General features: G+C 55.2%; 12 protein-coding genes. 11 read left to right on the forward strand and 1 reads right to left on the reverse strand.

The window, feature by feature from the left end:
- Positions 1–4: 4 nt before the first annotated feature.
- Positions 5–145: a 50S ribosomal protein L34 gene (gene rpmH, locus KGA69_RS06305; protein WP_015369029.1), complete on the reverse strand. Its 141-nt coding sequence runs from the start codon at positions 143–145 to the stop codon at positions 5–7.
- A gap of 619 nt (positions 146–764) precedes the next feature.
- Here rpmH and dnaA point away from each other — a divergent pair.
- The 11 genes from dnaA to dgoD all read left to right on the forward strand — a co-directional run bounded on the left by dnaA (position 765) and on the right by dgoD (position 14013).
- Positions 765–2165, forward strand: a complete 1401-nt coding sequence (gene dnaA / locus KGA69_RS06310; RefSeq protein WP_015703901.1) for a chromosomal replication initiator protein DnaA — start codon at positions 765–767, stop codon at positions 2163–2165.
- Positions 2166–2169: 4 nt separating this feature from the next.
- Complete coding sequence (gene dnaN, locus KGA69_RS06315) at positions 2170–3270, forward strand: DNA polymerase III subunit beta (protein WP_045378110.1); 1101 nt, start codon at positions 2170–2172, stop codon at positions 3268–3270.
- A gap of 197 nt (positions 3271–3467) precedes the next feature.
- The gene (recF, locus tag KGA69_RS06320) at positions 3468–4541 is read left to right on the forward strand and encodes a DNA replication/repair protein RecF (protein ID WP_045378107.1); all 1074 of its coding nucleotides are present in this window, start codon (positions 3468–3470) and stop codon (positions 4539–4541) included.
- Between the two features lie 28 nt (positions 4542–4569).
- Complete coding sequence (gene gyrB, locus KGA69_RS06325) at positions 4570–6984, forward strand: DNA topoisomerase (ATP-hydrolyzing) subunit B (RefSeq protein WP_063447577.1); 2415 nt, start codon at positions 4570–4572, stop codon at positions 6982–6984.
- A gap of 202 nt (positions 6985–7186) precedes the next feature.
- A complete protein-coding gene (yidA, locus tag KGA69_RS06330) occupies positions 7187–7999 on the forward strand; it encodes a sugar-phosphatase (protein ID WP_032715358.1) in 813 nt (270 codons plus the stop codon).
- Between the two features lie 314 nt (positions 8000–8313).
- Positions 8314–9327: a hypothetical protein gene (locus KGA69_RS06335; RefSeq protein ID WP_213292909.1), complete on the forward strand. Its 1014-nt coding sequence runs from the start codon at positions 8314–8316 to the stop codon at positions 9325–9327.
- Positions 9324–10469 carry a BamA/TamA family outer membrane protein gene (locus tag KGA69_RS06340; protein WP_213292910.1) on the forward strand — a complete coding sequence of 382 codons (1146 nt, stop codon included), beginning with the start codon at positions 9324–9326 and terminating at the stop codon, positions 10467–10469. The genes KGA69_RS06335 and KGA69_RS06340 overlap by 4 nt, the downstream gene beginning before the upstream one ends.
- Before the next feature lie 233 nt (positions 10470–10702).
- Complete coding sequence (gene dgoR, locus KGA69_RS06345; RefSeq protein ID WP_015369039.1) at positions 10703–11392, forward strand: D-galactonate utilization transcriptional regulator DgoR; 690 nt, start codon at positions 10703–10705, stop codon at positions 11390–11392.
- Complete coding sequence (locus tag KGA69_RS06350; protein WP_045395962.1) at positions 11389–12267, forward strand: 2-dehydro-3-deoxygalactonokinase; 879 nt, start codon at positions 11389–11391, stop codon at positions 12265–12267. Before dgoR ends, KGA69_RS06350 begins: the two co-directional genes overlap by 4 nt.
- Positions 12251–12868: a 2-dehydro-3-deoxy-6-phosphogalactonate aldolase gene (locus tag KGA69_RS06355; protein ID WP_045395958.1), complete on the forward strand. Its 618-nt coding sequence runs from the start codon at positions 12251–12253 to the stop codon at positions 12866–12868. Before KGA69_RS06350 ends, KGA69_RS06355 begins: the two co-directional genes overlap by 17 nt.
- Positions 12865–14013 (forward strand): galactonate dehydratase, encoded by a 1149-nt coding sequence (dgoD, locus tag KGA69_RS06360; protein ID WP_016946147.1) that lies wholly within the window; start codon positions 12865–12867, stop codon positions 14011–14013. The genes KGA69_RS06355 and dgoD overlap by 4 nt, the downstream gene beginning before the upstream one ends.
- The last annotated feature ends 148 nt before the right edge of the window (positions 14014–14161 follow it).

Consider the following 14161-nt stretch of genomic DNA (forward strand, 5'->3'; position numbering starts at 1 on the left):
TTTATTACTTGGAAACGGTCAGACGAGCGCGGCCTTTAGCACGACGACGTGCCAGAACCTGACGACCATTTTTATTAGCCATACGAGCACGGAAGCCGTGAGAACGGTTGCGCTTCAGTACAGACGGTTGAAAAGTGCGTTTCATGGCGATTTCTACCTAAACTTGAATAAATTCACTGACTTTTGCGTAGACCCGAACGAACTTCGAACGACTTACGCCTCAGCGTGGGTGATTAAAGAGGCCGGATTGTAATAATTGTACACTCCGGAGTCAATTCTCTTTCCTTATTTCTCGCACCTTGCCGCACAAAAAATAAGCTGAGACGAGTTGCGAAAACGGGCGTTACGCGCCGGGTGGGGGATTATACGGCCTGGCGGGTAAAGCGCAAGGATCGTAAAGGATCTTTGTTAGATCGATTCTGTTCAAAACCGGCATAGCTCATTAATTTTTCCAATATGCGGGCGAAATCGTGCCGCACTCTCGCCAGGATCGATTACACTTACCCGGTTTCGATCCTCCTGTGGATAAATCGGGAAGAATCTGTTGAGAAACACAAGATCTCTTTCTCAGTTTAGGCTATGATCCCCGGTCCCGATCGCGATCCACGGATCCGTCCCGGGTAAAACCGCAAATAGCGGTTCGCACGTCACCCCTTTTGCGCAGGGGCTTTTTCGGCTTATGCAGGGTCTTGCGACGTGTGCCAACAATCACGATTGTTTCAGTTTTTCTTTTATATCGATTTTATGTTCGAGTGGAGTCCGCCGTGTCACTTTCGCTTTGGCAGCAGTGTCTTGCCCGATTGCAGGATGAGTTACCAGCCACAGAATTCAGCATGTGGATCCGCCCATTGCAGGCGGAACTGAGCGATAACACGCTGGCACTGTATGCGCCAAACCGTTTTGTGCTCGATTGGGTAAGGGACAAATACCTCAATAATATCAATGGGCTCCTCAATGACTTTTGTGGTGCGGACGCCCCACAGCTGCGCTTTGAAGTGGGCGCGAAGCCTGCGGCGCCGTCCCACCAGGGTACGGCCAACGTCGCCACGGCGATCCCGGCCGCTCAGGTGCAAACCGCGCGCGTCGCGCCGGCTGTCGCCCGTCAGGGCTGGGATAACGTTCCGGCGCCGGCAGAGCCCACCTACCGTTCCAACGTCAACGTCAAGCATACGTTTGATAACTTCGTCGAAGGTAAATCTAACCAGCTGGCACGCGCGGCGGCGCGTCAGGTGGCCGATAACCCTGGCGGCGCGTATAACCCGCTGTTCCTATATGGCGGCACCGGTCTGGGTAAAACCCACCTGTTGCACGCCGTCGGCAACGGCATTGTGGCGCGTAAGCCAAATGCTAAAGTGGTCTATATGCACTCCGAGCGTTTCGTGCAGGACATGGTAAAAGCCCTGCAGAACAACGCCATCGAAGAATTTAAACGCTATTACCGCTCCGTTGACGCCCTGCTGATCGATGATATTCAGTTCTTCGCCAATAAAGAGCGTTCGCAGGAAGAGTTCTTCCACACCTTTAATGCCCTGCTGGAAGGTAATCAGCAGATCATCCTCACTTCGGATCGTTATCCAAAAGAGATCAACGGCGTTGAGGATCGTCTGAAATCGCGCTTTGGCTGGGGCCTGACGGTGGCGATCGAGCCGCCTGAGCTGGAAACCCGCGTTGCGATCCTGATGAAAAAAGCCGATGAGAACGACATCCGCCTGCCGGGCGAAGTCGCATTCTTTATCGCCAAGCGTCTGCGTTCGAATGTGCGTGAGCTGGAAGGGGCGCTGAACCGCGTGATTGCTAACGCCAACTTTACCGGCCGGGCTATCACCATTGATTTCGTGCGCGAAGCGCTGCGCGATTTACTGGCGCTGCAGGAAAAATTAGTCACCATCGACAATATTCAAAAGACGGTGGCGGAGTATTACAAGATTAAGGTAGCGGACCTGCTGTCCAAACGCCGCTCCCGTTCGGTGGCGCGCCCACGCCAGATGGCGATGGCGCTGGCCAAAGAGCTGACTAACCACAGCCTGCCGGAAATCGGCGATGCGTTTGGCGGCCGCGACCATACCACCGTGCTGCACGCCTGCCGTAAGATTGAGCAGTTGCGTGAAGAAAGCCACGATATTAAAGAAGATTTTTCCAATTTAATCAGAACATTATCCTCGTGACGCTATGAAATTTACCGTAGAACGTGAACATTTATTAAAACCGCTGCAACAGGTGAGCGGTCCGTTAGGTGGTCGTCCGACGCTGCCGATTCTCGGTAACCTGCTGCTTCAGGTCGCGGACGGCACGCTGTCGCTAACCGGTACCGATCTGGAAATGGAAATGGTCGCGCGCGTGTCGCTGATTCAGCCGCACGAAGCGGGCGCCACCACCGTTCCGGCGCGTAAATTCTTTGATATCTGCCGCGGCCTGCCTGAAGGCGCGGAGATCGCCGTGCAGCTTGAAGGCGACCGTATGCTGGTGCGCTCAGGCCGCAGCCGCTTCTCGCTGTCGACCCTGCCTGCCGCCGATTTCCCGAATCTCGACGACTGGCAGAGCGAAGTGGAATTTACCCTGCCGCAGGCGACGATGAAGCGCCTGATTGAAGCCACCCAGTTTTCGATGGCGCACCAGGACGTTCGTTACTACTTAAACGGCATGCTCTTTGAAACCGAAGGTAGCGAACTGCGCACCGTCGCCACCGACGGCCACCGTCTGGCGGTTTGTTCAATGCCGCTGGAAGAGTCGCTGCCGAACCATTCGGTGATCGTGCCGCGTAAAGGGGTGATTGAGCTGATGCGTATGCTCGACGGCGGCGATACGCCGCTGCGCGTGCAGATCGGCAGCAACAATATCCGTGCTCACGTCGGCGATTTCATCTTCACCTCGAAGCTGGTTGACGGCCGTTTCCCGGACTATCGCCGCGTATTGCCGAAAAACCCGGATAAACACCTTGATGCCGGCTGCGACATTCTCAAGCAGGCTTTCGCCCGCGCGGCAATCCTCTCGAACGAGAAATTCCGCGGCGTGCGGCTGTACGTCAGCGAGAACCAGCTGAAAATCACCGCTAACAACCCGGAACAGGAAGAGGCGGAAGAGATCCTTGACGTGACCTACGCCGGAACGGAGATGGAGATTGGCTTCAACGTTAGCTACGTGCTGGATGTGCTCAATGCGCTGAAATGCGAGAATGTGCGCATTCTGCTGACGGATTCCGTATCGAGCGTGCAGATTGAGGATGCGGCTTCGCAATCCGCCGCCTATGTTGTCATGCCTATGCGGCTGTAGAAAATATCGGGCTATCTTGCTTGTTATTCTGGCTCCGGGCAGTGCTCGCACAAAATACGAAGTATTTTGGACGTCCTATGGACGGCCCGAAGGGCGAGCGCAGCGAGCAATCCTCACGTACTTTAGTACGCTCCGGTTGCTGCGCGCTGGCCGAAACCAGACTAACTGCGCCGATAACGCCCTGGTTATGAGCTGATATGTCGCTATCCCGACTCCTGATCAAAGATTTCCGCAATATTGAAAATGCGGATCTCGCTTTATCCCCCAGCTTTAACTTCCTGGTTGGCGCAAACGGCAGCGGCAAAACCAGCGTACTGGAAGCTATCTATACGCTCGGCCACGGTCGGGCGTTTCGTAGTTTGCAAATTGGCCGGGTGATTCGCCACGAGCAGGATTCGTTTGTCCTGCACGGGCGTTTACAGGGCGAAGAGCGGGAAACCGCCATTGGCCTGACCAAAGACAAACAGGGTGACAGTAAGGTGCGTATCGACGGCACCGATGGCCACAAGGTGGCGGAACTGGCGCACCTGATGCCGATGCAGCTGATCACGCCGGAGGGGTTTACTTTACTCAACGGCGGCCCCAAATACAGAAGAGCGTTCATTGATTGGGGATGCTTTCATAACGAAGCCGGATTCTTCACCGCCTGGAGCAACCTGAAGCGCCTGCTGAAACAGCGCAACGCCGCGCTGCGCCAGGTGAGCCGATATGCGCAACTGCGGCCGTGGGACCTGGAATTAATCCCGTTGGCGGAACAAATCAGCCGCTGGCGTGCCGAATACAGCGCCGCTATTGTCGAAGACATGGCGGATACCTGTCAGCAATTTTTACCGGAATTCACCCTCACCTTCTCTTTCCAGCGCGGCTGGGAAAAAGAAACGGACTACGCCGAGGTGCTGGAGCGGAATTTCGAACGCGACAGAATGTTAACCTACACCGCCCACGGTCCGCATAAAGCGGATTTTCGCATTCGCGCCGATGGGGCGCCGGTGGAAGACACCTTGTCGCGCGGGCAGCTTAAGCTGCTGATGTGCGCCCTACGACTGGCGCAGGGCGAGTTCCTGACCCGCGAAAGCGGGCGGCGCTGCCTGTACCTGATAGATGATTTTGCCTCGGAGCTTGACGATGCCCGGCGCGGGCTGCTTGCCAGCCGCTTAAAAGCCACGCAATCGCAGGTTTTCGTCAGCGCGATCAGCGCTGAACACGTAATGGACATGTCGGACAAAAATTCGAAGATGTTCACCGTGGAAAAGGGTAAAATAACGGATTAACCCAAGATTAAATGAGCGAGAAACGTTGATGTCGAATTCTTATGACTCCTCCAGTATCAAAGTCCTGAAAGGGCTGGATGCGGTGCGTAAGCGCCCGGGTATGTATATCGGCGACACGGATGACGGCACCGGTCTGCACCACATGGTATTCGAGGTTGTGGATAACGCTATCGACGAAGCGCTCGCAGGTTACTGTAAAGACATCGTTGTTACTATCCACAGCGATAACTCCGTCTCCGTACAGGATGACGGTCGCGGCATCCCAACCGGCATTCACCCGGAAGAGGGCGTCTCCGCGGCGGAAGTTATCATGACCGTCCTGCACGCCGGCGGTAAATTCGATGATAACTCCTATAAAGTGTCCGGCGGTCTGCACGGCGTAGGCGTCTCGGTGGTTAACGCCCTGTCGCAGAAGCTGGAGCTGGTTATCCAACGCGATAACAAAGTCCACAAACAAATTTATGAGCACGGCGTGCCGCAGGCGCCGCTGGCGGTAACCGGCGAAACTGAAAGCACCGGTACCATGGTGCGTTTCTGGCCAAGCCTGGAAACCTTCACCAACGTCACTGAATTCGAATACGAAATCCTGGCGAAACGTCTGCGCGAGCTGTCGTTCCTGAACTCCGGGGTCTCTATCCGCCTGCGCGATAAGCGCGACGGCAAAGAAGACCATTTCCACTACGAAGGCGGCATCAAGGCGTTTGTTGAATATCTCAACAAGAACAAAACGCCGATCCACCCGAATATCTTCTATTTCTCCACCGAAAAAGACGGTATCGGCGTTGAAGTGGCGCTGCAGTGGAACGACGGTTTCCAGGAAAACATCTACTGCTTTACCAACAACATTCCGCAGCGCGACGGCGGTACTCACCTGGCGGGCTTCCGCGCGGCGATGACCCGTACCCTGAACGCCTACATGGATAAAGAAGGCTACAGCAAAAAAGCGAAAGTTAGCGCCACCGGCGACGATGCGCGTGAAGGCCTGATTGCCGTGGTTTCCGTGAAGGTGCCGGATCCGAAGTTCTCCTCACAGACCAAAGACAAGCTGGTCTCCTCCGAGGTGAAATCGGCAGTTGAACAGCAGATGAACGAACTGCTGAGCGAATACCTGCTGGAAAACCCGTCCGATGCGAAAATCGTGGTCGGCAAAATTATCGACGCCGCGCGCGCCCGTGAAGCCGCGCGTCGCGCCCGTGAAATGACCCGTCGTAAAGGCGCGCTTGATCTGGCTGGCCTGCCGGGCAAACTGGCGGATTGTCAGGAACGCGACCCGGCGCTGTCTGAACTGTACCTCGTGGAAGGGGACTCCGCGGGCGGCTCTGCGAAACAGGGCCGTAACCGTAAGAACCAGGCTATCCTGCCGCTGAAGGGTAAAATCCTTAACGTCGAGAAAGCCCGCTTCGATAAAATGCTCTCTTCTCAGGAAGTGGCGACGCTGATTACCGCGCTGGGCTGCGGTATCGGCCGCGATGAGTACAACCCGGATAAACTGCGTTATCACAGCATCATCATCATGACCGATGCGGACGTCGACGGTTCGCACATTCGTACCCTGCTGTTGACCTTCTTCTATCGTCAGATGCCGGAAATCGTGGAGCGCGGTCACGTTTACATTGCTCAGCCGCCGCTGTACAAAGTGAAGAAAGGCAAGCAGGAACAGTACATTAAAGACGACGAAGCGATGGATCAGTACCAGATCTCCATCGCGCTCGACGGCGCGACCCTGCACACGAACGCCAGCGCACCGGCCTTAGCCGGCGAGTCTCTGGAAAAACTGGTGGCCGAGTACAACGCGACGCAGAAAATGATTGGCCGCATGGAGCGCCGTTTCCCGAAAGCGATGCTCAAAGAGCTTATCTATCAGCCGACGCTGACCGAAGCCGATCTGAGCAACGAGCAGACCGTCACCCGCTGGATTAACCAGCTGATTAGCGAGCTGAACGAAAAAGAGCAGCACGGCAGCCAGTGGAAGTTTGATATTCGTGAAAACAGCGAGCTGCAGCAGTTCGAGCCGATCGTGCGCGTGCGTACCCACGGCGTCGATACCGACTACCCGCTGGATAACGAGTTCATCACCGGCGCGGAATATCGCCGCATCTGCACCCTCGGCGAGAAGCTGCGCGGGCTTATCGAAGACGACGCGTTTATCGAACGCGGCGAGCGCCGCCAGCCGGTAGCCAGCTTCGAACAGGCGCTCGACTGGCTGGTGAAAGAGTCGCGTCGCGGCCTCTCTATCCAGCGTTATAAAGGTCTGGGCGAGATGAACCCGGATCAGCTGTGGGAAACCACCATGGATCCGGACAGCCGCCGCATGCTTCGCGTCACCGTGAAGGATGCGATTGCCGCCGACCAGCTGTTCACCACCCTGATGGGCGATGCCGTTGAACCGCGTCGCGCCTTTATCGAAGAGAACGCCCTGAAAGCGGCGAACATCGATATCTAAGCCTGTATTTCCCCGGTGACATGATGTCTACCGGGGCTACGGTTTTGCTAAACCCGGTACGCGTTGCGCTGCCGGGTTTTTCTTTTGCGGCAAAAGGGGAATCCGCCTGCGCAATCCATCCTCGTTTTCTCCCGCTGCGAGAGCTGTTTTTTGAGCGGAATCGCGTTAGCATGAGTGAAGACTCATCTTACCCGGGGATCCCATGGCTATTAAACTGATTGCAATTGATATGGACGGCACGCTGTTGCTGCCGGACCATACCATTTCTCCGGCGGTGAAAACCGCCATCGCGGCAGCGCGCGCCCGCGGCGTTAACGTGGTGCTGACGACCGGCCGCCCGTACGCTGGTGTCCATAGCTACCTGAAAGAGCTGCACATGGAACAGCCGGGCGACTACTGCATCACCTATAACGGCGCGCTGGTTCAGAAAGCCAGCGACGGCAGCACCGTGGCGCAAACGGCGTTAAGCTACGATGATTATCGCTTCCTTGAGCAACTCTCTCGCGAAGTTGGCTCGCACTTCCACGCGCTCGATCGTAATACGCTCTATACCGCGAACCGCGATATCAGCTACTACACGGTGCATGAATCCTACGTGGCGACCATTCCGCTGGTATTCTGCGAAGCAGAAAAGATGGACCGTAATATTCAGCTGCTGAAAGTGATGATGATCGATGAGCCTGCCGTTCTCGATCGGGCTATCGCCCGTATTCCGGCGGAAGTGAAAGAGAAGTATACCGTGCTGAAAAGTGCGCCGTACTTCCTCGAAATCCTCGATAAACGCGTCAATAAAGGCACCGGCGTGAAGTCGCTGGCCGATACGCTGGGCATCAAGCCGGAAGAAATTATGGCGATTGGCGATCAGGAAAATGATATCGCGATGATTGAATTTGCCGGCGTCGGCGTGGCGATGGATAACGCTATCCCGACCGTTAAAGAAGCGGCGAATTTCGTCACCAAATCGAACCTTGAAGATGGCGTTGCCTTCGCCATTGAAAAATACGTTTTAGCCTAAGCGCATTTCGGGCCCGGAATTCTCCGGGCCTCAGACTGCTGACAAAGAAGGAAAAAGCGTGGTTTTTCCTTCTTTGTGGTTATCAGCCGAAATCTATAAATTGATTTTCCATGTTTTTTGTCTGGTGCAATCTGTAAGTGCAACGGTTGCATGAGGTTTGTCATCAATCTCAGGCCCGGAATTCTCCGGGCCTGTCTTCTCTTTTTTCATGAATAGATGTTAATCCGCATTTAAATCCCTTAATCAGTATCCGGGATTCTATAAGCTACCCGCCCCCTTTTAACAATACGTTAATAACTAACATCATATTTCCTATGAATAAAAATCACTTTTTGATGTTGGTTGCGCTGCCTTTCTCCTCTCTTCAGGTCTGCGCGGCCGCAGAACCAACAACCCAACTTGAACCCGTATACGCCTGGCACGATAGCGAACCGGCGGATCTGCCCGCGCCTGACAATAGCCAGGCCGCGGCGCCGGAATCGACATCGGTATTGCCCTTTTTAGGTGATGAAGCCAGAAAACACGGCTACGTCCTGCCGCTGCCGTTTGGCGTCGGCGTTAACTATATGGATATGCGGCAAAATATTAATGTCGATAGCATTAATTTTACCGGCTTATCGTTAGGTAATTTTTCACTGGATAACGCCTTCCAGATTGGCGTCGGTAATACGCGGGAAAGCAGTAAAACCGAGACCCTTAAGCTGGATGCCTGGCTGCTGCCGTTTATGAACGTCTATGGCCTGGTTGGACATACTAAAGGCCATTCTATCTCGCAAATCGCCGTCGGTCTGAAAGGGCCGAATGGTAAAGTAGTACCTATGCCAGGTATGCAGGATCTTGATTTTCGTCTTGATTTTAAAGGCACTACCTACGGCGTCGGTACCACGCTGGTGGGCGGCGTCGGCAACTGGTTCACGGTATTAGATGCCAACTATACACAGACGCGTTTTGATATTCTCGACGGCAGCATTGATGCTTTTACCTTTTCGCCGCGTTTGGGCTATCGTTTCAATACGCCGTCGGTAGATACGCTGCATCTGCCGAACGGGAAGCTGAATGTCTGGGTAGGCAGTATGTATCAGGATGTGCAGCAGGAATTTAAGGGCAGCCTGAACGATCTGTCGATGCCGTCGACGATGCTGCAAAACATGGTCAATCTTGCCAACAAGAACGGCAACGGTCGCTTTGATGTGAAACAGCATCTGCAGTCGCCGTGGAACGTGCTGGTAGGCGCGCAGTATGAGATGACCCGGAACTTTAATATCACCACGGAGTTTGGTTTTGCCGAACGTAACAGCTTCTTTATCGCCGGCGAGTATCGCTTTTGAGCCGACTGTTTAACCCTATCCTGCTGTTGCTAACATGCCTTGTTATTGGGCAGGCACAGGCACAGGCGCAGGCGCTCAGCCGCGAAAAAATCGACGGCTGGTTGCAAAACCTTGGCACCAGCGACAAGTTTGACGCCAGCAAAGGCATCGACTGGGGCGTCATGCCGGGGCCATTTTATACGCCGGAGCTGGGGCTTGGGCTGGGCACGGCGGTCGTTGGCATGTATCGCCCGGACCCAAGTGACACCATCAGCCAGAACTCCACGCTGACGCTTAGCGGCTACGTTAGCTCCACCGGCGCATTTGGCCTCAGCGTTAAAAACTATGCTTTTTTCGACAACGATTTGTGGCGGGTATTTGTTGAAGGCTCAATGGCCAACACGCCGACATACTACTGGGGACAAGGTTTTCACGCCGGCGACAAAGACAATGAGAAAGAAAAATATACCGCCCAGGTGCTGACCCTGCGCCCGATGGTCTACCGGCAGCTCATCGATAATGTTTATCTGGGAGCGGGGTGGTCGCTGGCGGCGCAAAATGCCGATGAGATGGACCATGACGATCTGCCGAAAATAGAAAACACCCCACAGGGGCCGTCGGTATTCAGCTCCGGCGCCAGTATTGATATCAACTGGGACGATCGCGATTTTGTCCCCAACCCACGCAAGGGCCAGTATGCCGATTTTCGCTATACCCACTATGCGCCGGGACTCGGCAGCGACACGCGATTTGATGAGTTTCGCCTGCACTACAGCCGCTATCAGGCCCTGAGCGATAAAAGCGTGCTGGCCTGGGAAGCGGATGGCACCTTCACCCAGGGCGATGTGCCGTGGAGCATGATGCCGCTACTCGGCAGCGATGAACGTATGCGCGGCTATTACCAGGGGCGCTACCGCGATAAAAACGTGGTCAGCTCTCAGCTTGAATACCGTCGTCAGTTGACGTGGCGACACGGCGTTGTTGCCTGGGTCGGCGCGGGCACCATGGGGCCATCCATTGATTCACTGAATGATGGACGCTGGCTACCTTCGGCGGGCGTCGGCTACCGCTTTGAATTCAAACCTCGCGTTAATATTCGCCTCGACTACGGTATCGGTAAGGGCAGCAGCGGCTTTTACTTCCAGGTCGGCGAAGCGTTCTAACTCTTTTTTACCCTCCTTTCCTGCTTTGACGGCGCCATCTGTCGTGGCCACAGGCATTTTTATTTTTATGGGTTGTTCTTTTTGTGATCTAAATTGTAGTACAACACAATCGTGTTGTACTACATTGAGCTCATGGCGACGACGCGTGACATCACGCTAGTAGTACAAAAGTGAGGCGAAATTCGACAGCGACGGTAAAGTAGAGCAGTACACATAGAGCATAAGGACTCTCCATGACTCTCAATAAAACCGATCGCATCGTGATCACGCTGGGAAAACAGATTGTCAGCGGTAAGTACGTACCGGGTTCGGCGCTACCGGCCGAAGCGGAACTGTGTGAAGAGTTTGAAACTTCGCGCAACATCATCCGCGAAGTGTTTCGCTCGCTAATGGCGAAGCGGCTGATCGAAATGAAGCGTTATCGCGGCGCGTTTGTCGCTCCCAGAAACCAGTGGAACTACCTCGATACTGAGGTTCTGCAGTGGGTACTGGAAAATGATTATGACCCGCGTCTTATCAGCGCGATGAGTGAAGTGCGTAATCTGGTAGAGCCCGCCATTGCACGCTGGGCGGCGGAACGCGCCACCTCAAGCGATCTGGCGGAAATCGAGTCGGCGCTCAATGACATGATCGCCAACAACCAAAACCGGGATGCCTTTAACGAGGCCGATATTCGTTACCACGAAGCGGTGCTGCAGTCAGTACATAACCCGGTTTTGCAGCAGCTTAGCGTGGCGATCAGTTCGCTGCAGCGGGCGGTATTTGAACGGACCTGGATGGGCGATGAAGGCAACATGCCGAAAACCCTCCAGGAACATAAAGCGCTATTTGACGCCATTCGGCATCAGGATAGCGACGCGGCGGAGCAGGCGGCGTTGACGATGATCGCCAGCTCGACACGAAGGCTCAAGGAAATCACATGACGGCTCGCTACATCGCAATAGATTGGGGATCGACGAATTTACGCGCCTGGCTTTATCAGGGCGAAGAATGCCTGGAAAGCAGGCAATCTGAAGCAGGCGTAACGCGCCTGAACGGTCGCTCTCCCGCTGCGGTGTTAGCGGAAATTACCCAACACTGGCGCGATGGCGCCACACCAGTGGTGATGGCAGGTATGGTTGGCAGCAACGTGGGCTGGAAAATCGCCCCCTATTTGCCGCTTCCTGCCGCTTTCTCGGACATTGGCCAGCAGTTAACTGCCGTTGGCGACAATATCTGGATAATTCCCGGTCTTTGCGTTTCCCGTGACGATAACCATAACGTCATGCGTGGAGAAGAAACGCAACTGCTGGGCGCACGCGCCTTAGCGCCTTCATCTGTCTACGTGATGCCGGGAACCCACTGCAAGTGGGTACTGGCCGATCGCCTGCAAATTCACGATTTTCGTACCGTTTTGACCGGTGAGTTGCATCATCTGTTGCTTCAGCACTCGCTGGTGGGCGCCGGCTTACCGCCGCAGGAGACGTCCACCGACGCATTCGCGGCCGGTCTGCAGCGCGGTATCAACAACCCCGCCGTCCTGCCGCAGCTGTTTGAAGTTCGCGCTTCGCACGTGCTGGGCGCGCTGCCTCGCGAGCAGGTTAGCGAATTTCTTTCCGGCCTGCTGATTGGCGCTGAAGTTGCCACCCTCAGCGACACGTTCGCCGGGCAGCAGGCTATTAGCCTTGTCGCCGGGTCATCGTTAACGTCCCGCTATCAGCAGGCATTTGCCGCCATTGGCCGCGAAGTCACCGCGGTTGCGGGCGATACGGCATTTCAGACAGGAATAAGGAGCATCGCTTATGCAGTGGCAAACTAACCTTCCGCTTATCGCTATCCTGCGCGGTATTACGCCAGACGAGGCGCTGGCTCACGTTGGCGCCGTTATCGACGCCGGTTTCGACGCGGTCGAAATCCCGCTGAACTCGCCGCAGTGGGATAAAAGTATTCCGCAGGTCGTCGACGCTTACGGCGAGCAGGCGCTTATCGGTGCGGGCACCGTGCTGCAACCGGAGCAGGTCGACAGGCTGGCGGCCATGGGCTGTCGGCTGATTGTGACGCCAAACATTCAACCGGAAGTGATCCGGCGTGCGGTGGGTTACGGCATGACCGTGTGCCCAGGCTGCGCCACCGCCAGCGAAGCCTTCAGCGCCTTGGATGCTGGCGCGCAGGCGCTGAAAATTTTCCCGTCATCGGCTTTTGGCCCGGATTACATCAAAGCGTTGAAAGCCGTGCTACCGCCGGAGGTTCCGGTCTTTGCCGTCGGCGGCGTGACGCCGGAAAACCTGGCGCAGTGGATTAATGCCGGCTGTGTGGGGGCAGGGCTGGGTAGCGATCTCTATCGCGCCGGCCAGCCGGTTGAACGTACCGCGCAGCAGGCAGCCGCATTCGTAAAAGCGTATCGAGAGGCAGTGAAATGAAAATAACCAACATCACCACGTACCGTTTACCCCCACGCTGGATGTTCCTGAAAATTGAAACCGATGAAGGCATCGTCGGCTGGGGCGAACCGGTGATTGAAGGGCGCGCCCGCACGGTAGAGGCGGCCGTTCATGAATTTGGCGACTACCTGATTGGCCAGGATCCGGCGCGGATTAATGACCTGTGGCAGGTGATGTACCGCGGCGGCTTTTACCGCGGCGGCCCGATTATGATGAGCGCCATCGCCGGTATTGACCAGGCATTATGGGATATTAAAGGTAAGGTCCTGAATGCCCCGGTCTGGCAACTGATGGGCGGGCTGGTGCGCGACAAAATTAAAGCCTACAGCTGGGTGGGCGGCGACCGCCCCGCCGAAGTGATTGACGGGATTAAGAAACTGCGCGGCATTGGTTTCGACACCTTTAAGTTAAACGGCTGCGAAGAGATGGGGCTCATCGATAATTCCCGCGCGGTTGATGCGGCGGTGAATACCGTGGCGCAAATCCGCGAAGCGTTTGGCAATGAAATTGAGTTTGGTCTCGATTTTCATGGCCGCGTTAGCGCGCCGATGGCTAAGGTATTAATTAAAGAGCTGGAGCCATATCGCCCATTATTTATTGAGGAGCCGGTATTAGCCGAGCAGGCGGAATATTATCCACGGCTGGCGGCGCAAACGCATATTCCAATTGCCGCCGGGGAACGTATGTTCTCGCGCTTTGAATTTAAACGAGTACTGGAAGCGGGCGGGGTGGCTATTTTACAGCCCGATTTGTCGCACGCAGGCGGTATTACCGAATGCTATAAAATTGCCGGAATGGCGGAAGCCTATGACGTTGGGCTGGCGCCGCACTGCCCGCTGGGGCCGATCGCGCTGGCGGCTTGTCTGCACGTCGATTTCGTTTCACATAACGCGGTCTTCCAGGAGCAGAGTATGGGGATCCACTACAACAAAGGCGCCGAACTGCTTGATTTTGTGAAAAATAAAGAAGATTTCAATATGGAAGGCGGCTTCTTTAAACCTCTGATGAAGCCGGGGCTGGGCGTAGAAATTGATGAGGCCCGCGTGATTGAGTTGAGTAAAAATGCGCCGGACTGGCGAAATCCGTTGTGGCGGTATGAGGATGGCTCTGTCGCCGAATGGTAAATGCTCTTCATATTTCACGCCACAGGTGCGTTGGCTGCGATTGCGCACCCCAGTCACTTACTAATGTAAGCTCCTGGGGATTTGCAATCTTGCCGCCTTCCTGCGACGTGAACTATTTAGAGCATTCGTAAGTAAAAAATAAAAAACA

This window comes from Klebsiella sp. A52 (assembly GCF_018388785.1).
GTDB classification, from domain to species: domain Bacteria; phylum Pseudomonadota; class Gammaproteobacteria; order Enterobacterales; family Enterobacteriaceae; genus Klebsiella; species Klebsiella aerogenes.

Bases quoted from the DNA above. Each gene is read 5' to 3' on its own strand.
- rpmH (WP_015369029.1), bottom strand. From the start codon at position 145: ATGAAACGCACTTTTCAACCGTCTGTACTGAAGCGCAACCGTTCTCAC.
- dnaN (WP_045378110.1), top strand. From the start codon at position 2,170: ATGAAATTTACCGTAGAACGTGAACATTTATTAAAACCGCTGCAACAG.
- recF (WP_045378107.1), top strand. From the start codon at position 3,468: ATGTCGCTATCCCGACTCCTGATCAAAGATTTCCGCAATATTGAAAAT.
- gyrB (WP_063447577.1), top strand. From the start codon at position 4,570: ATGTCGAATTCTTATGACTCCTCCAGTATCAAAGTCCTGAAAGGGCTG.
- yidA (WP_032715358.1), top strand. From the start codon at position 7,187: ATGGCTATTAAACTGATTGCAATTGATATGGACGGCACGCTGTTGCTG.
- KGA69_RS06335 (WP_213292909.1), top strand. From the start codon at position 8,314: ATGAATAAAAATCACTTTTTGATGTTGGTTGCGCTGCCTTTCTCCTCT.
- dgoR (WP_015369039.1), top strand. From the start codon at position 10,703: ATGACTCTCAATAAAACCGATCGCATCGTGATCACGCTGGGAAAACAG.
- KGA69_RS06350 (WP_045395962.1), top strand. From the start codon at position 11,389: ATGACGGCTCGCTACATCGCAATAGATTGGGGATCGACGAATTTACGC.
- KGA69_RS06355 (WP_045395958.1), top strand. From the start codon at position 12,251: ATGCAGTGGCAAACTAACCTTCCGCTTATCGCTATCCTGCGCGGTATT.
- dgoD (WP_016946147.1), top strand. From the start codon at position 12,865: ATGAAAATAACCAACATCACCACGTACCGTTTACCCCCACGCTGGATG.